The sequence below is a fragment of the Candidatus Villigracilis proximus genome (genome assembly GCF_016717045.1).
GTDB classification, from domain to species: domain Bacteria; phylum Chloroflexota; class Anaerolineae; order Anaerolineales; family Villigracilaceae; genus Villigracilis; species Villigracilis proximus.
In genome coordinates, this window is sequence record NZ_JADJUO010000001.1 from 180,201 (window position 1) to 197,644 (window position 17,444).

General features: G+C 47.8%; 14 protein-coding genes and 2 pseudogenes. All 16 read left to right on the top strand.

Annotated features, from left to right (window positions below):
- The first annotated feature begins 1 nt into the window (after position 1).
- The 16 genes and pseudogenes from IPL71_RS00935 to IPL71_RS01010 all read left to right on the top strand — a co-directional run bounded on the left by IPL71_RS00935 (position 2) and on the right by IPL71_RS01010 (position 17,403).
- The gene (locus IPL71_RS00935) at positions 2 to 1,324 is read left to right on the top strand and encodes a nucleotide sugar dehydrogenase (protein WP_345318099.1); all 1,323 of its coding nucleotides are present in this window, start codon (positions 2 to 4) and stop codon (positions 1,322 to 1,324) included.
- Positions 1,325 to 1,396: 72 nt separating this feature from the next.
- Positions 1,397 to 2,368: an SDR family NAD(P)-dependent oxidoreductase gene (locus tag IPL71_RS00940; protein WP_345318100.1), complete on the top strand. Its 972-nt coding sequence runs from the start codon at positions 1,397 to 1,399 to the stop codon at positions 2,366 to 2,368.
- Between the two features lie 131 nt (positions 2,369 to 2,499).
- Positions 2,500 to 3,828, top strand: a complete 1,329-nt coding sequence (locus IPL71_RS00945) for a lipopolysaccharide biosynthesis protein (protein WP_345318101.1) — start codon at positions 2,500 to 2,502, stop codon at positions 3,826 to 3,828.
- A complete protein-coding gene (locus IPL71_RS00950; RefSeq protein WP_345318102.1) occupies positions 3,806 to 4,936 on the top strand; it encodes a glycosyltransferase in 1,131 nt (376 codons plus the stop codon). The genes IPL71_RS00945 and IPL71_RS00950 overlap by 23 nt, the downstream gene beginning before the upstream one ends.
- 46 nt (positions 4,937 to 4,982) lie before the next feature.
- The gene (locus IPL71_RS00955) at positions 4,983 to 6,578 is read left to right on the top strand and encodes a hypothetical protein (RefSeq protein WP_345318103.1); all 1,596 of its coding nucleotides are present in this window, start codon (positions 4,983 to 4,985) and stop codon (positions 6,576 to 6,578) included.
- Positions 6,579 to 6,615: 37 nt separating this feature from the next.
- The gene (gmd, locus tag IPL71_RS00960; RefSeq protein WP_345318104.1) at positions 6,616 to 7,578 is read left to right on the top strand and encodes a GDP-mannose 4,6-dehydratase; all 963 of its coding nucleotides are present in this window, start codon (positions 6,616 to 6,618) and stop codon (positions 7,576 to 7,578) included.
- 58 nt (positions 7,579 to 7,636) lie between these two features.
- Complete coding sequence (locus IPL71_RS00965) at positions 7,637 to 9,448, top strand: ArnT family glycosyltransferase (protein ID WP_345318105.1); 1,812 nt, start codon at positions 7,637 to 7,639, stop codon at positions 9,446 to 9,448.
- A gap of 1 nt (position 9,449) precedes the next feature.
- Positions 9,450 to 10,412, top strand: coding sequence for a glycosyltransferase family 2 protein (locus IPL71_RS00970; protein ID WP_345318106.1), 963 nt, complete (start codon positions 9,450 to 9,452; stop codon positions 10,410 to 10,412).
- A complete protein-coding gene (locus IPL71_RS00975) occupies positions 10,405 to 11,316 on the top strand; it encodes a lysylphosphatidylglycerol synthase transmembrane domain-containing protein (RefSeq protein WP_345318107.1) in 912 nt (303 codons plus the stop codon). Before IPL71_RS00970 ends, IPL71_RS00975 begins: the two co-directional genes overlap by 8 nt.
- Before the next feature lie 107 nt (positions 11,317 to 11,423).
- On the top strand, positions 11,424 to 13,331 hold the full coding sequence (locus IPL71_RS00980) for a hypothetical protein (protein WP_345318108.1): 1,908 nt from the start codon (positions 11,424 to 11,426) through the stop codon (positions 13,329 to 13,331).
- A gap of 12 nt (positions 13,332 to 13,343) precedes the next feature.
- Positions 13,344 to 13,841 (top strand): annotated as a pseudogene (locus tag IPL71_RS00985) (glycosyltransferase); the annotation flags it as partial.
- Between the two features lie 54 nt (positions 13,842 to 13,895).
- Positions 13,896 to 14,476 (top strand): annotated as a pseudogene (locus IPL71_RS00990) (glycosyltransferase family 4 protein).
- Between the two features lie 73 nt (positions 14,477 to 14,549).
- Positions 14,550 to 15,815 carry an asparagine synthase (glutamine-hydrolyzing) gene (gene asnB, locus IPL71_RS00995; RefSeq protein WP_345318109.1) on the top strand — a complete coding sequence of 422 codons (1,266 nt, stop codon included), beginning with the start codon at positions 14,550 to 14,552 and terminating at the stop codon, positions 15,813 to 15,815.
- Positions 15,796 to 16,050 (top strand): hypothetical protein, encoded by a 255-nt coding sequence (locus tag IPL71_RS01000; protein ID WP_345318110.1) that lies wholly within the window; start codon positions 15,796 to 15,798, stop codon positions 16,048 to 16,050. Before asnB ends, IPL71_RS01000 begins: the two co-directional genes overlap by 20 nt.
- On the top strand, positions 16,047 to 16,430 hold the full coding sequence (locus IPL71_RS01005) for an asparagine synthase-related protein (protein ID WP_345318111.1): 384 nt from the start codon (positions 16,047 to 16,049) through the stop codon (positions 16,428 to 16,430). The genes IPL71_RS01000 and IPL71_RS01005 overlap by 4 nt, the downstream gene beginning before the upstream one ends.
- A 1-nt stretch (position 16,431) precedes the next feature.
- Positions 16,432 to 17,403: a lysylphosphatidylglycerol synthase domain-containing protein gene (locus IPL71_RS01010; RefSeq protein WP_345318112.1), complete on the top strand. Its 972-nt coding sequence runs from the start codon at positions 16,432 to 16,434 to the stop codon at positions 17,401 to 17,403.
- The last annotated feature ends 41 nt before the right edge of the window (positions 17,404 to 17,444 follow it).

Sequence of the window (17,444 nt, forward strand, 5' to 3'; positions counted from 1 at the left end):
TATGTCTACAAAAGAAGATCTGATTAAGAAATTAAAAGATAAAACTGCAAAGATAGCGATTCTTGGTTTGGGGTACGTGGGTTTGCCGCTTGCGGTTGTATTCGGCGAGGCGGGCTTTCATGTCACAGGGGTTGATCCTGATAAACGTAAGATCAATTCACTGGCCGAGGGCAAGTCCTATATTCCTGATGTAAAGAGTGAAGCGGTTGCGAAATTGATCAAGGATGGTAAATTTACCGCCACAACTGATTTTTCTGTGCTAAAGGAAATGGATGCGGTTAGCATTTGTGTGCCGACCCCGCTGCGTAAAACGGGTGACCCGGATATGTCCTTCATTATTTCCGCAACCGAAGAACTGGCGAAATATGTCCACAAGGGCATGGTGGTGGTACTGGAATCGACAACCTATCCCGGCACAACCCGCGAATTGCTTTTGCCAAAATTAGGCATTGAGCATGATCTTGTTGTCGGTGAAGATTGGTTCCTTGCCTTTTCACCTGAGCGCGTTGACCCGGGCCGGGAAGATTGGACAACCATCAACACGCCCAAGGTTTTGGGCGGCATCACCGAAGCTTGCGGCGAAGTGGCAACTGCCTGGTATGAAGGCGCGATCAAGACTGTGCATCATGTCTCCTCTGCCGAAGCGGCTGAAATGTCCAAGCTGCTTGAGAATACTTTCCGTATGATCAACATTGGCATGGTCAACGAACTGGCGATCATGTGCGAACGTCTCGGTGTGGATGTGTGGGAAGTGATCGATGCGGCCGCGAGTAAACCATTTGGCTTTATGAAATTCACCCCCGGCCCTGGTCTGGGCGGACACTGCATCCCAATTGACCCGCTATATCTTTCATGGAAGATGAAATCCTTTAATTACAATGCGCGCTTTATTGAACTCGCGTCTGAGATCAATACCAACATGCCGCGTTATGTGGTCAATCGTGTGATGGAAGGTTTGAACGATCACGGCAAGGCGTTGAAGGGTTCCAAAATCCTCGTGCTGGGTGTGGCGTATAAACCTGATATTGATGATGTACGCGAATCCCCGGCCTTGGATGTGATCGGCCTTTTGAAAAACAAGGGCGCAATTGTGGAATATCACGATCCGTATATTCCGCATGTTCATCATGAGCATGATGGCTGGCAAATGGACAGCGTCAAGGATATGATGAAGTCGGTCAAGGAATCTGATGCGGTGGTGATCATTACCAATCACAAGGAATATGATTACAAAGCGATCATTGAATCTGCGAAATTTGTTTTCGACTCTCGAAATGCCACCGGCAAACTTGGGAAGAACAGCGCGAACGTTGTAAGGTTATAGGTTTAATTTTTTCAGGATCAGGTGTCGGGCTTTCTCTTCTGACACCTGATACGTGACACAGGAGCACTTTTTATGGCACATTATCTGGTAACCGGCGCGGCAGGTTTTATCGGTGCGCGAACCTCGACCATGCTGATCGAGCAGGGACATACCGTGGTTGGTATTGACAACGTGAATGATGCGTATGATCCGCGTGTAAAACACTATCGTTTGAAGAAACTTCAAGCGCTGAAAGGTTTTTCCTTTCATCAACACGATATTTCCCAAAAGTCAGCCATTGACTTGTTTAAGAATGAGAAATTAGACGGCGTGATCAATCTTGCGGCGCGCGCGGGCGTGCGCTACAGCGTGGAAAACCCCTGGGCGTTTTTAGAATCAAATGTCACCGGCACATTGAACATGCTTGAGGTTTGCCGTCAGTTTGGGTGCAGGAAATTTATTCTCGCCTCCACATCCAGTATTTATGGCGAAAATCCAGAATATCCCACACCTGAAACTGCATCAAGCAGTGAACCGATGCAGCCGTATGCCGCCAGCAAGAAAGGCGCGGAAGCACTGGCGCATTCCTATCATCACTTATATGATATTGATGTGACCGTTGTGCGCTATTTCACGGTCTATGGTCCCGCTGGCCGGCCCGATCTTGCCATCTTCCGCTTCGTAAAGTGGATCATGGAAGGCGAGCCGATCCGCATTAATGGGGACGGGAATCAATCGCGTGGCTTCACTTACGTGGATGACATTGCCCGCGGAACAATTGCCGCACTCAAGCCGCTCGGTTATGAAATCATCAATCTTGGCGGACATGAAGTCATCTCCATCAATGGACTCGTTGAACTGGTCGAAGACTTAACTGGCAAAAAAGCCAACGTGCAATATGGTCCGCCCAATCTGGCCGACATGTTCATGAACCAGGCCAATGTGACAAAGGCCCGCGAAATGCTCGGCTGGAATCCACAAGTCAACTTGCGCGAAGGCATCGGCAATTTGATCGAATGGTACAAAGCTGAACGCGAATGGGCCAAGGATATTTTGACTCCGTAAATCGAAATATCCACGGATGAACACAGATGAAAAGGATTTGAGCTTTTATCCAAAATCAGTGTTCATCTTTTTTATCTGTGGTTAATAATTGACGCTCCGGCAGAAATGCTGGAGCGTTTATAATTCCACGCATGTCCCTTCTCTCAAAATTCAAAAATGACCTGCTGCTCGGCAAAGTAATCCGCTCGAGTGGCGCGTTGTTTAGCAGTAACACCATCAGCCTCGCGTTGAGCGTGGTGCAAAGCATCCTCGCTGCGCGCCTGCTCGGCCCCGCGGATTTTGGACTCGCGGCCATCATTATGAGTTACGCTTCCACCGTCAACGGATTTTTGTCCTTTCGCATGAGCGAGTTGGTTGTGCGTTACGGCGGCGAATATCTTGAAAAAGATGAAAAAGAAAAAACTGCGGCGCTGGTCAAAGCTGCGGCCTTGAGCGAAGCTACGGTTTCATTGTTCGCGTTTTTATTTGTTGCACTCACGTCCGCGCTTGCTTCTCAATATATTGCCAAGACTCCCAATACCGCATGGTTCTTTATTGTTTACAGCCTCGGCCTGCTGGCAAACTTCAATACAGAAACGTCCACGGGCGTTTTGCAGATGTTGCGAAAAATAAAATATCAGGGCTTTATCAATCTTGCTCAAAGCCTCATCACCGCCGGGCTGATCGCAATTGCATTTTTCACAAAAGGAAATTTACAATTTGTTTTATCTGCCTACCTCGCAGGCAAGGTCGTTTTAGGATTTGGAATTTTCTCCACCGCGTTTTATCAACTTAATCAAAGACTTGGCTCCGACTGGTGGAAGGCGAAGATCAACTCGCTGCCGAAAATTAAAGAGCTTGCGCATTTCGCGGTTAGCTCGAATTTAAGCGCCACGGCCATTCTTGTTTTTCGTGAAAGTGAAATTCTTTGGGTGGCGTATTTTCTCACCAGTGAAGCCGCCGGATATTACAAAGCTGCGTATGCAATTGTCAGTCTGCTTGCGGTGCCGGCCAATCCTTTTATTCTCACTACCTATCCTGAAATTAATAAACTCGTTGTCGAAAAAGCATGGCCGCGCTTAAAAGATTTTCTCAAAAAGATCACAACCGTTGCCGCTGTTTACAATCTCGCGCTGGCTGCGGGTTTTGTCGTTTTTGGAAAATGGCTGTTATCCATTTATGGCGCGCAATACGTGGCGGCGTATCCCGCTTTGCTTGCGTTATTAGTTGGTTTCACTTTCAATTACATTTTCTTTTGGAATCGTCCGCTGTTGTTATCTTTGGGACTGCCGGAGTTTCCGCTTAAGGCCACCATCATTTCTGGTGTTGCCAAACTTTTGCTTACCTTTCCGCTTGTGCCGCGTTTTGGTTATGTGGCCGAAGCCGCGCTTTTATCTTTTTATTACATCTCGTCTGTTGGCGCAATTGTCTGGCGCGGCATAAAGGAAATTCGACAAAATGAAAATCGCAGTCATCACTAATTCAAGAATTCCATCGCTCACCGCCAATTCGATTCAGGCCATGAAAGTCACTCAGGCTTTAATGCAATTGGGACATGAGATTCGGATGTTCGCCCCGCGCGAGACAGAGTCCGTTTCTCGCGAATCACTCGCTGCCCATTATGGCCTGCGCTTCATCCCGGACCTCGAACTGCTTCCGTCCGAAAAGCATCTCAAACGCTTCGACTTTCTCTTCCATGCCCAGCGTGCCGCGAAAAAATTCAATGCTGATTTAATTTACACATGGCTACCGCAGTCCGCTGTCATTGCGTTGTGGGCGGACTATCCTGTGGTGCTCGAAATGCACGCGGATGTGGCTGGTCGCATGGGCGCGTGGTGGCTGAGGCAATTCTGGAAAGCACGTGGACAAAAGGTGATGACGGTTACTACTTCAGCGTTGAGGAATGCTTTAGAACGCTCGGCCAATTTTCAGTTTAAGGATGAGTCGCTGCTAATCGCGCCGAATGGTGTCGAGTTGGAGAAATATGACCGGCTGCCGAATCCGCTTGAAGCAAGACATCAATTAAATCTGCCTGAAGGGTTAACCGTTGGATTCACCGGTCACATTTACCCCGGGCGCGGCGCGGACCTGTTGTTTGAACTCGCGAAGCAAATACCGCATGTAAATTTTTTGTGGGTGGGCGGCACGCCTGATCTGGTAAATTTTTGGCGCGCGAAATTAACTGAATCAAAAATAACAAACGTGACGATGACCGGTTTTGTGAAACACGAAATCATTCCGCTGTATCAGGCCGCGTCAGATATATTGCTCATGCCTTACAGCCGCTCGATCTCAGCCAGCAGCGGACAGGACATTGCTGAGGTCATCAACCCGATGAAGATGTTCGAGTATATGGCTTCTGGCCGCGCCATTGTTTCAGCGGACCTGCCTTCGATCCGTGAAGTGTTGAATGAGGGGAACGCGGTTTTTTGCGAGCCTGATGATATTGGAAAATGGAAATTGGAAATCGAATCTTTGCTCGCAGATGAGCCGCGCAGAGATAAATTGGGAAGTCAGGCGCAAAAAGATGTGGAGCGGTTGACTTGGGTGAAGAGGGAGGAGCGGGTGATGGGTGTTTTTACATGCTAGTGAAATTATTCTGCGCTCTTTATCACTTCGTGGTAAAAGTGGGGATATGAAGTATCTCTCTCGACGTGATTTCATTTGGATTTTGCCTCTTTCGCTTGGCTTGGGGGTGGTTTTATCTTTCCTGCAGCCCGGCAATTGGTTGATCGGCTGGCTGGGATTCTCTTTTCTCTTTCTTCTTTCTTTGTCTCTGCTTACTATTTCAACAAGATTGGCGGGCGGCGATTCGGCTTCTTTCAGCATGAAAAAGAATCTCGCGTGGATGGTGGCGTTTGCTTTCGCATTGCGTCTTGCAGGCGGAGTTGCCACATTTCTTGTTTTGCCGGTCAATGGGTTTGATGATGTAGATGACAAAGCTGGTTATGTCTATAAGGATGCGCATCGCCGTGATGATCAGGCCTGGGAGTTGGCAGTTTCCGGGGATTCTGTGCTTGGTGTATTTAATAAAAAATATGCCTATGATCAATATGGCGGCTTGTTGTCATTAAGCGCGTTTGTCTATCGTTATTTGTCGCCTGATGCACATCGTCCGTTGATGCTGGTTTTATTTTCCGCTTTTATGGCGGCTTTGGGCTTGCCGTTTTTGTTTAAGGCGGCAGGTCAGCAGTGGGGAGAGAAAGTAGGGCTGGCTTCAAGCTGGATTTATACACTGTATCCTGAAAGTGTTTTACTCGGCGGCTCTGCCATGCGTGAACCATATTTATGGGCGTGTAGCGCGTTTGCATTGTGGGGGTTTGTGGATTGGCAAAAGACGCATTCCCGAAATTCCTGGTTTTGGCTGGGTCTGGGGCTGGCAGGGATGCTGCTTGTTTCTCCCATTGCGGCATTAATAACTCTGGTGATCTTTGCCGGGTGGCTGTATTTTGTCAGCGAGCAAGGACGCATCTCATGGTGGATGTTTGCGGTGGCTGCGGTTGTGTTTGTTGCAGGGTTATTTATCCTTTCATCTGCTTTGGATCGACAGGGGAATTTGGGAGGTGGAACGCCATTTTCCATAATTAATAATTTTGTGCGCGAATCTTTAAATTGGAATATTTATAAGATCAAGGATGGTTCAGGCTGGGTGCAAAAACTTTTTAATCAGATGCCTGAGTATTTGCATCTGCCATTTGTGATGGTCTACGGGGTTTTTCAACCGGTTTTGCCTGCGGCAGTCATTGAGCCGACAACCTTGATTTGGCGAATTATTGCAGTTTTGCGTGCATTGGGTTGGTATGTTTTACTTCCGGCGCTGATCCTGTCTTTTGTGGCCGGAGCAGGTTCAAAGTCCGCGAGTGACCGGAAACTTTGGCTGTGGCTCAGTGTGATTGTGTGGGGCTGGGTCCTGATGACCGCGTTGCGTGGCGGCGGTGATCAATGGGATAATCCGCGTTATCGGGCGATTTTGCTTGTGTGGCAGGCGATTGTGGCGGGACATGTCTGGGTTTGGTGGCGCGAGACACGTACTCCGTGGTTTGGGCGTGTGTTTGCAATGGAAGCTGTTTTTGTTTTTGTTTTTGGTCTATGGTATGTAAACCGTTATTATCAAATTGGATTTCAATTAGAATTTGCTTATATGGTGGTAATTATTCCCATTTTATGGGCCTTGATTTTATTTGGCGGATGGTGGAAAGATCGAATGCTCCGTATTGGACATGGTGTATAATTCAGCGACTGAATTTTGACTGAGGAGATAAAAAAATATGCCCACTGCTCTTATTACTGGCATCACAGGCCAGGACGGTTCGTATCTTGCCGAGTTATTATTGAAAAAAGGATACCAGGTGATTGGTGTTGCGCGCCGTTCAAGTACGATGAACTATGAACGTATTCACCATCTTTTGAGTGATATTACTGTTGTACAGGGAGATTTGCAGGATCAGGGTTCCCTGCTTTCACTGTTGGAAGAGTATAAACCAACTGAAGTATATAACCTTGCGGCTCAGTCCTTTGTGCCGACTTCCTGGAATCAACCTGCGTTAACTGGCGATGTGACCGCAATTGGTGTAACGCGCTTGCTCGAAGCGATTCGCTTTGTAAATCCCAAGATTCGTTTTTATCAAGCATCTTCAAGCGAGATGTTTGGCAAGGTGATGGAAGTTCCTCAAACAGAAGAGACTCCATTCTATCCGCGCAGTCCGTATGGCGTGGCAAAACTATATGGACATTGGATCACGATTAATTACCGCGAATCATTCGATATTTTTGCCACTTCAGGAATTTTGTTTAACCATGAAAGCCCGAGACGCGGTTTGGAGTTTGTGACCCGCAAGATCACCGATAGTGTGGCGCGTATTAAACTTGGTCAGGCAAAGGAACTGCGCCTTGGAAATCTTGAGGCCCAGCGTGATTGGGGCTTTGCGGGTGATTATGTGGAGGCGATGTGGCTTATGCTTCAACAGGATCATCCTGATAATTATGTGATCGGCACTGGTGAAACCCATGCGGTGCGTGAGTTTTGCGAGATCGCTTTTTCGCATGTTGGATTGGACTATAAGGACTATGTCGTGCAGGATGAGAAATTCTATCGTCCCGCTGAAGTGGATTTGTTGATCTCCGATCCTATCAAGGCGCGCACTGCGTTGAAATGGGAGCCGGCGGTTTCCTTCAAGAATTTGGTTACCATGATGGTGGATTCAGATTTGGCGCGGCTGAAAAAAGGATAGTGTCGTTTCGTCTCGTTTAAAGACTATGAGTGGATCTGCAATTTTTCAGAAGCAAAATTTGCCGGTATGGACAGCCAATGCAATCGCATTGGTTGGCCTGCTGGCTTATTTGATTCAATCCGTCATTTTTGCGCACACCACGGTTTCAAATCTGGATGAAGGAGCATATTTATTAAAAGGGGTTTTATTTTCTACGGGTGAGTATCGCCCTTTTGACCCCGGCATTTCAACCAATAAGGCTCCGCTGGCATTCTTAATCCCGGGCTATGTTCAACTTTTTTTTGGAGCAGGGTTGCGCACAGGCCGCTATCTGGCTGTCTTTTTTGGGGGGATGGCTGTGCTGGGTACCTGGGTTGCTTCGCGTCGTATTGGTGGGAAGTGGCTTGCGGCTGGGGCGGTTTGGGTATTTGCTTCCAGCCCTCTCGTGATTAAGATTTATAGCGGCGGTGCTACGCAAAGCACAATTGCCTGCTTGCTGGCATGGACGCTGGCCCTTTCTTTGGGAGAGAAACGTCCGCTTTGGCAGCTGATGCTAAGCGGCCTTCTCGCTGGGCTAATGATGCTGATTCGTCAGAACATGGTTCCTGTATTGCCGCTCCTTGCAGTATATGCGTTTTGGCAGCATGGCTGGAAATCTGTCGGGCTATTGCTATCCGGTTTGACGGTGACAGTCGCGGCTCACATTATATATTGGCCGGAGATCCTGCAACTATGGAGTTGGGTTCCATTTATACAGCTTCCTGAACAGTTAATATACAGGGGCGGTGGGATCCCCTTGTGGGACCCTGAGATTTCCAGCGTTGCGCGGTTTCTTTCGGTATTCCAGGCGTTACGGTTTCATTTTGTAGCATTGATGGGTAGTTTTGTTTCGTTTCTTCTTTGGCCCAAAATAAGTAACTGGAAATCCCGGGTGGATTTTCGTATGGGACTGTTCCTGCTCGCCTTGTTTTGGGGATTGATCTTCATGCACTCTCTGGCCGCAATTGGCGAGGATTACTGCGTTTTTTGTTTTACACCCTATATTGCATTTTTTAATGTTGCTGGTATTTTGTTGCTGGTTGTTTCTGTAAAATCCTGGAATTGGCATCCGTCAATTGGGGTGCAAATTTTGTTGATTACGGGTTTCCTTGTCGTTTTTGCAGGAATGGGATTTTCCGCTGTTGAAGATATTGGAAGCTTCCTCTTAAACCTGCCTGCCCCCAGGATGCGTGATCTTAAAATTCTTCCGGGTTTTGTAACCTGGTGGGAAATACTCTCGAATAAATTTCATATCAATTACAACAGCGCGATGCGTTATACATCCGCAGCCTTTGGGTTTGCGATTGGGATATTAATCCTGCTGTTCGGTTATATACTCTGGCTTCGTACGCGGCGCAATTTGTCAGTTAAGTTTGGATCGTTTTTTGCGTCCATGGTTCTTGTATTAAACCTTGTGTTATCTCCCATTTTGCATGGAAGTGCCGGCACACGAGACTGCACTTCCGATATTATTCTGGCAAATGAGCAAATCGGAATTCATTTAAGAGGTATCATTCCTCCGGGAAGTTTGGTCTATTGGGATGGCGGACTCTCCGCTGCGCCTTTATTGTATTTGCCGGGAATCCGAATGTTTCCGGCGCAGATCAACAGCGGATATTCCTTTATTAGTAATGGCGATACGGCTGAATTAATGAAATTCGGCTTGTGGAATGAAGAGTTGGCATCCGAATGGAAGGCAACCGCTGACTTCTTTATTATTGAAGAGAAAAGATATATGAGTTGGAAGGAATTTTTTACTCCGGATCAATTTGATGAATTCGAGCAATCTCCTGTCGGAACATCTTGTTTGAAAGAAACTCATTTGCGTATTTTCCGCAGGAGCAGAAACTAACATGAACATATCCTTGATTACCCCGGTCTATAACGAGCAGGAAAACCTGCCCCTTTTATTTGACGCGATCTACAAAGTTATGCTGCCTCTCAATCAATCATGGGAAGTGATTCTGGTGGATGACGGCAGTCGTGACAATAGTTTGGCCGTCTTAAAAGAATATGCCCAGAAAGATTCTGTACATATTCGCGTGATCTCATTCCGGCGGAATTTCGGTCAAACAGCGGCCATCGCCGCCGGGCTGGATTACGCCCAGGGAGAGATCATCGTTTTGTTGGATGCCGATATGCAAAATGACCCCGCCGATATTCCCATGATGCTTGCCAAACTGGATGAAGGCTACGACCTTGTCAGCGGCTGGCGTAAATATCGAAAGGATAATGCGTTGACACGCAACCTTCCCTCCATGATCGCGAATAAGATTATTTCGCGTGTGACGGGTGTGTATTTGCACGATTATGGCTGCACACTGAAAGCATATCGTCGGGATGTGTTGGAAGGCTTTCGCTTATATGGCGAGATGCATCGTTTTATTCCGGTCTTTGCGGATTCAGTCGGCGCAAAGATTACCGAAATGCCCGTCAATCATCACCCGCGAAAATTCGGGAAGACCAAATATGGCCTTGAGCGTACTGCCAAAGTTGTGCTTGATCTTTTCACTGTGAAATTTCTTGTTGCCTATTCATCAAAGCCAATTTATCTCTTTGGCGGTGCGGGCGGAATTCTTATGATCGCCAGTGCTATCATCATGTTTTACCTGTTTGTTCGCCGCATTTTCTTTTTGGTCGCCATTGCCACTTCACCTTTATTGCAAATGAGCGCAATGTTTTTCATTCTTGGTTTTCAATCCATCCTGATGGGCTTGATCGCGGAATTACTTGTGCGTACCTATCACGAGTCCCAACGCAAACCAACCTATACCGTCCGCACAATGATTAACCTGGAACAGGACCCACGTGATTAATTGGTTGCGTGAAAATCGTCAAACCATTGCCCGCACCTTGGGCAGCCTTTTAGCCGTAATTCTGCTGGTCATATTATTGAAAGAAGAAAGCGGAGATGAAATCGTCTCCGCTTTGAAGCGCATTTCCATTTGGTATTTTCTCGGCGCCATATTTACATTATTAATTTCGCGGATGTTCGTTGTTGGCCGCTGGCATATTCTTCTGCGTTCAGCTGGGATCAATATTTCATTCTGGCGCACGGCCACACTTACATTCACAGGGCTTTTCTCTTCAAACTTTTTGCCGACCACCATCGGCGGCGACGTGGTGCGCCTCGCGGGCGCCATGCAGCTCGGCTACGACCGCGCCATCTGTCTCGCTTCCATGGTCGCCGACCGTTTGATCGGCATGGCAGGTATGCTGGTCACGCTTCCTTTTGGCTTGGCTCCCGTTCTCTCGAGCACAGCAGGTTTGCAATCCATCACCTTTGGCACATTCTTTCAAAGAGGATTGGACTTCGTAAAACGGACCTTTGGCACCTTTGTCATCTGGTTTAAACAACCGCTCGCCTTGGCCGCGTCGTTATTTTCCACGTTTGGAAATATGCTCTTTATTTTTCTGGCGATCTTTCTCCTCATCACCGGGATGGGACGCCACGTATCATTCCTGCTGATAGCGGGTCTGTACGGTCTGACATATTTTGTTACGCTGATTCCGATCTCTGTCAACGGATATGGTGTTCAGGAACTTTCACTCACTTTTTTACTTTCAAAATTCGGCGGTCTGGATCATTCTGAAAGCCTGACCATCGCCGTCCTTATTCGCATGTTATTTATTGTCAGCAGTCTGCCCGGTGCATTCTTCTTGCCTTCCATCCTGGCCGCGATGAACAGTAAACGCCTCGAGCCTGATCCTCAAAAATAAAAATATGAAAACCATATCTCCAAAACTTTTCTGGCAGACTTTTATTGGCTCACTATTTCTGTTGAGCATGTTTGCCATGATTCAAAACCTCACAGCAGGTTTCAGAATTGGGAATTACCCTCTGGCGTTCCAAGTGGATTATTCTTCTGGGCATCTTTGCGTTAAACATTATCGCGGGCGCATTTGCGCTTGTATATCTATCTCGCGAAAGCGGAGCACGTCGGGTCGAAAAACTCGAATTTGCCTCAGGAAATAAGTTGCTCGGCTTTCTAATAATTCTCCTCGGCTTCTTCTTCGTCTGGGCTGCCCGCCTGATTTTTTTGGGCAATATCCTCCCACAAGTCACGCCAATTTTCTGGGTCTTTCTTTGGGCGAGTCTTTTTCAAGCGCTGGGCTTGAAATTGATCACCGGTCATAAATGGTATGTCCTATTCGCGTTGACTATACTTGTGCAGGGAATAATCTATCAAGTCTACGGCCACCTGACCATCGTCACAGATTATCCATTTTCTATTGGCTACTCTGAAGCAGGGCGGCATTATTACGCTTCGATGTACCATGCGAAATCTTTGTACGATATGCAGTTGCCGCTTCCATTTCTGCATCCTTCGCGTTACTTCCTGTTATCGCTTCCATTTCTCGTTGAAGGTCTTCCGCTTTGGGCTCATCGTTTCTGGCAATCACTCTTATGGATCGGGCTTACTGCAACTTCATCTGTTTTGTTGGCGCGCCGTTTATCTTTAAAAGGCTGGATTCAATTTTTCGTTGCGGCTTGGGCTTTCCTTTATTTTTTTCAAGGCGCTGTTTATTATCATTTACATATTTGTGTCATTCTGATTCTCGCGGGTGTTTCTGTAAAACATCCGTTGTGTTCTTTGGTGTTTGTGATTCTTTCTTCGGTTTGGGCGGGCGTCAGCCGCGTCAATTGGTTTCCAGTGCCCGCCATGTTTGCGATTGCCATCTATTTGCTTGAAACCCCTGTCGGAAATAAAGGCTGGCGTTACTGGTTGACTCCGTTTGTGTGGGGCGCATCAGGCCTTATCTCCGCGGTCATTTCTCAATTCATCTACATTCGCCTTTCAGGCAACGCGGATGTGAGTTCATTCGGTTCCAGCTTTACATCAGACCTGTTATGGAATCGTTTGCTTCCTAATGAAACTTTTCCGCTGGGAATAATTTTGGGCATTACACTGGTTGCCGCTCCGCTCATCGTCGCCATCATCCAAATCGCCCGTGGACAGTTTTCTCGGGTGCATCCTTTACGTTGGGCGGCTTTGTTTGCTATGTTGTCTGTGCTTTTGCTTGGCGGATTAATCGTCAGCGTGAAAATTGGCGGCGGCGCAGACTTGCATAACATGGACGCTTTCCTCGTTTTGCTGGCGATCATCGCCACTTCATTTTTTGCAGGACATGTCGCAGGCGAAGATGATCTTAACCCTATCTGGGGGCAGATTCACTGGTCGGTAACAGTGGCAGCTTTACTTGTCCCGCTTGGATTCGCGCTTCCGCAAATTGGATTTCTCCCCGGCTATGATCATGTCAAAGTTGAAAAAGATATCCAAACGCTGCAATCCGTCATCACACAAAATGAAGGAGAGATCCTTTTTGTAACGGAGCGTCAGCTATTAACGTTTGGAGAATTAAATAATGTTCGCCTTGTGCCCGAATATGAACAAAGTGAGCTAATGGAAATGGCAATGTCTGGCAATCGTGAATATCTTGAAACTTTTATTCAGACCTCGAGCATCATCGTTTTGCATTCATCATCGCTGAAGATCAAAAATTCACATTGCAGAAAAAAGGTTCTTTCATCGAAGAAAATAATGCCTGGGTGCGTTATGTGGGTGCGCCGCTGTTATGCGCCTATAAACCGATTGAGACTCTCACTTCAACAAATATTCAAGTTTTCGTGCCGCGTCCCGGCCAGCCTGATTGCAAAGACCCATTTGCAAAATAAAAAATGCTCTATCCGTTTATCTGCTTTGCGAAGCAATCCGTTCCCTGATCCGATTTAAATAAATTACCCCATGAAAATCTTAATCATCAACAGCGAATATCCTCCCATTGGCGGCGGCGCGGGCAATGCCAGCGCTAATGTTTCACGATGTCTTGCTGCTCTCGGTCATGACATAACAGTATTGACCGCGCACTTTGCTGGTCAGTCAAAATTGGAAACCCGTGAGGGCGTGACGATTTATCGCATCCCCGCTTTGCGCCGCAGACAGGATCGCTCGGGTGCGTTGGAACAACTTGCCTTCATCGCTTCCGCATCTTTCTGGACATTGAACTGGGCGCGCCACAATAAGCCGAACGCCACTTTGGCATTTTTCGGTGTGCCTTCGGGCGCGGTCGCCTGGCTTTTGAAAAAGATGTATCGCATCCCCTACATTGTTTCCCTGCGCGGCGGAGACGTGCCTGGCTTCCGTCCGTATGACTTCAAAACTTTTCATAAGTTGATCGGCCCATTTTTGCGCGTCATCTGGCATCAAGCGGACGCGGTCATCGCCAACAGCAACGGCTTGCGTGACCTTGCGATAGCCTTTGACTCATCCATCGAAATTCCCATCATCCCCAACGGCGTGGATGGCTCACATTACAAGAATGATTCTCGTGAGTGGTCGCCTGCCCGATTATTTTCAGTTGGCCGCGTCGTTTATCAAAAAGGACTCGACCTCGGCTTGCGTGCGCTCGCTCAATTGAAAGACCTCAATTGGGAATGGCGCATCGCAGGTGACGGCCCGCAGATTGATTCGCTAAAATCATTAGCGCAAGAGTTAGGCATCAGTGACCGTGTCATTTTTCTCGGCTGGCAGATCGTGAAGAATTAACTCGGTGGTATCATCATTCGAATTTATTTTTGTTCCCGTCACGGCATGAAGGTATGCCCAACGCCGTGCTCGAAGCCATGTCCAGCGGATTGCCCGTAGTGGCAACTAAAATCGCAGGCAGTGAGGAACTCGTTCTCGATAGCGTAACGGGTTTGCTGGTAAACGCCGAAGATGTAGATTCTCTCCGAGACGGCCTGAGCAGGCTCATCGTCGAAGAAAAGACGCGGATTCAAATGGGGCAGGCATCCCGCCAAAGAGTCGAAACAGAATATTCATGGGAAAATGTCGCCCGTCAATATTCCGACTACCTCGAAAAAATCAGCAGTAAATAAAAGCAAACCACTTTCCACTTTCTACTTCTCCCTTTTCACTTTTTACTTCTCACTTCTCACCAAAAGGATTTCCATGTGCGGTATCTGCGGACTCTCTCACTCAACTAACCAAAAACCTCAACTCGCGTTGCTCGAAAAAATGAACGCCACCATCGCGCACCGCGGACCCGACAGCGACGGCTTTCATACCGACGCGGGCATCGGACTCGCCATGCGCCGCCTCGCCATTATTGACGTTAGCGGCGGTGATCAGCCGATTGCCAACGAAGACGAATCGGTGTGGATCGTTTTCAATGGCGAGTGTTACAACTATCCCGAAATGCGCGCCGAACTCGAACGCCGTGGACATCGCCTCACAACCAAAACCGACACCGAATGCATTGTCCATTTTTATGAAGACGAAGGCGATAATTGCATCAAGCGTTTGCGCGGCATGTTTGCGTTTGCATTATGGGATGAAAAGAAAAAGCGCTTGCTGCTTGGCCGTGACCGCCTCGGCAAGAAACCGATGTATTACAGTATTCAAAACGGCACCATTTATTTTGGCTCCGAGTTGAGCGCGGTGCTTGCCGCTTTGCCGAATAAACCTGAAATAAACCTCGAAGCCATTGACCTTTATCTCAGCCTGCAATATGTTCCTGATCCGCTCACTGCGTATGAGGGCATTTATAAATTACCGCCCGCGCATACGCTGGTTTGGGAAAATGGCGCGGCGCGCATTCAACGTTATTGGGATTACAGCTATCAACCAAAATTTACAGCCAGCGAAGATGAGTTGGCTGAAGAACTCCGTGAGCGTTTGCGCGAGGCTGTCAAAATTCGTCTACTGAGCGAACGCCCGCTGGGTGCGCATTTGAGCGGCGGCATTGACTCAAGCATCATCGTCGCGCTCATGTCTGAGTTTGCCAGCGGGCCTGTCAAAACTTTTTCGGCTGGTTTCGCCGAGCAAAACTTTACCGAGCTTCCGCACGCCCGCGCCGTCGCCGAAAAACATTCCACCGATCATCACGAGTTCACGCTCACGTATGGCGATATTCCCTCCACGCTTGAAAAGATCGCTTCGCATTTTGGCGAGCCGTTCGCCGACGCTTCTGCCATTCCGCTTTATCATCTTTCTGTGATGACTCGCGAACATGTGACGGTTGCGCTTAATGGCGACGGCGGCGATGAGGACTTCGCTGGCTATCAACGTTACTGGCTGGATGGCTTCGCTAATGCCTACGCCCGCGCGCCTCGTTTTCTAACCCGCAGCCTGATTCCGTCCATCGCAAATTTCTTCCCCGATAATGCAGACCGTCCCGTGGGACAGAGTCTCATCAATGGTATCAAGCGCCTTTGAGCAGCTTCCCGAAATTGACCGCCGCGCCAGTATTTTGCGCTGGGGTTCGTATTTCTCGCCGCGTCAACGGGCTGTGTTATGGAAACCTGAATTCCATTTCAACGCGGACAATGCTCAATCACTATTAGCTAAACAATTTGACTCAGCCGAAGGCTCTTATCTTGATAAGACCTTCTCTACACTGATTTGCACACTTATCTCCCCGGCGACTTACTCGTCAAAGCAGATCGCATGACAATGGCCGCCTCGCTCGAAGGCCGCTCGCCCTTCCTCGACCATGAACTCGTGGAATGGTCTGCCCGGGTGCCCGACCATCTCAAAGTTAAAGGCAGAAGCGGAAAATATTTACTTAAGAAAGCATTTGCTAAAGAGTTGCCCGATTCCATTAAAGGCCGCGGCAAACAAGGCTTCGGCATTCCCGTCTCCGCCTGGTTCCGTGGACCGTTACACGAGTGGTCGAAGCAAATGCTGTTGAGTGATGGGAGTCCGCTTCACCAATGGTTTGACCGCGCCGCGTTGGCGAAGATCATCGACGAACATAAATCCGCGCGTGTGGATCATGGTAAGCGCTTGTATGCGTTGGCGATGTTGGGTGTCTGGGCGAATAAGTTGTAATATGAGTCAATCTGAACCACGTCGTCGGTTATCATCCACTCTTTGGAATATTCTTAAGATACTCCTTGCTTTGGTATTGGTTGGGTTTGTGCTTTCACGCACCGACTTGACACAACTCTTTGCCTTGCGTGAACAAATTTCCATGCCGTGGCTTGTGACGGGGATTGTTTTGTATTTTGTTCTCACCCTGCTTAAAGCATTTCAATATTATTTTTTAATCGGACGGCGCGTTGGGTATTCCCAGGTTTTGAATATTGTTGTCGTTCAAAACGCTGTTTCAAATTTTATTGCCACCGGTGCCGGGATTGCTTCTTATTTTGCCTTGTTCCGTGTGGAGCAAAGGGATATGTTTAGCCGCGCCGCGCTTGCTTTTGTGCTTGCCAAAGTGGGGCATTTGATCTCGATCTGGCTTTTTATGTTGATCGCGAGTTGGCTGGTATGGCCGCAGGTGGATGTGCTGCATACCTTAATTTTCATTCTTCTCGCTGTGATTGGCGGATTAATTGCCACCTTTTTTGCGGCTGTCTTTTTACGTCAAAAGTTTGTCTCTTTCCTGCAGATTTTTTTGGATCGGATGCGGTTGAATCGTTTTGGGATCGTAGACAAAGGCATGGATGTCATGCAGTCTCTTGCGCAGCAGGAGCAGAGTTTTGTCTTTCGCATTTTGGGCATGGATATCCTCTTTTCTCTGATTTACATGACTGTGACCATGGTCTGGATCTATGCAGGTCTGAAAACCTTCTCTTTTGATATTGGTATTTTGCTTGTTGTTTTTGTAAATGTCTTTATGCAATTGGTTTCATATCTTCCCATTCAAGTCTTTGGCGGTTTGGGTATCAATGAAACAACCATGTTATATGTGTATGGTTTTTTTTCATTACCGCAGGCTGAACTCGCTGTTGTACTGATCGCGAACCGCGTATTTTTATCTGACCAATTTGTTGGTGCTGTTATACTTGCCTTTACACCTTGATTTATACAAAGAACTCACGTTCAGCAGATCAATAAACTTAA

Bases quoted from the DNA above. Each gene is read 5' to 3' on its own strand.
- asnB (WP_345318109.1), top strand. From the start codon at position 14,550: ATGTGCGGTATCTGCGGACTCTCTCACTCAACTAACCAAAAACCTCAA.
- IPL71_RS00950 (WP_345318102.1), top strand. From the start codon at position 3,806: ATGAAAATCGCAGTCATCACTAATTCAAGAATTCCATCGCTCACCGCC.
- IPL71_RS00945 (WP_345318101.1), top strand. From the start codon at position 2,500: ATGTCCCTTCTCTCAAAATTCAAAAATGACCTGCTGCTCGGCAAAGTA.
- IPL71_RS01000 (WP_345318110.1), top strand. From the start codon at position 15,796: ATGGTATCAAGCGCCTTTGAGCAGCTTCCCGAAATTGACCGCCGCGCC.
- IPL71_RS00935 (WP_345318099.1), top strand. From the start codon at position 2: ATGTCTACAAAAGAAGATCTGATTAAGAAATTAAAAGATAAAACTGCA.
- gmd (WP_345318104.1), top strand. From the start codon at position 6,616: ATGCCCACTGCTCTTATTACTGGCATCACAGGCCAGGACGGTTCGTAT.
- IPL71_RS01005 (WP_345318111.1), top strand. From the start codon at position 16,047: ATGACAATGGCCGCCTCGCTCGAAGGCCGCTCGCCCTTCCTCGACCAT.
- IPL71_RS00970 (WP_345318106.1), top strand. From the start codon at position 9,450: ATGAACATATCCTTGATTACCCCGGTCTATAACGAGCAGGAAAACCTG.
- IPL71_RS00940 (WP_345318100.1), top strand. From the start codon at position 1,397: ATGGCACATTATCTGGTAACCGGCGCGGCAGGTTTTATCGGTGCGCGA.
- IPL71_RS00955 (WP_345318103.1), top strand. From the start codon at position 4,983: ATGAAGTATCTCTCTCGACGTGATTTCATTTGGATTTTGCCTCTTTCG.
- IPL71_RS01010 (WP_345318112.1), top strand. From the start codon at position 16,432: ATGAGTCAATCTGAACCACGTCGTCGGTTATCATCCACTCTTTGGAAT.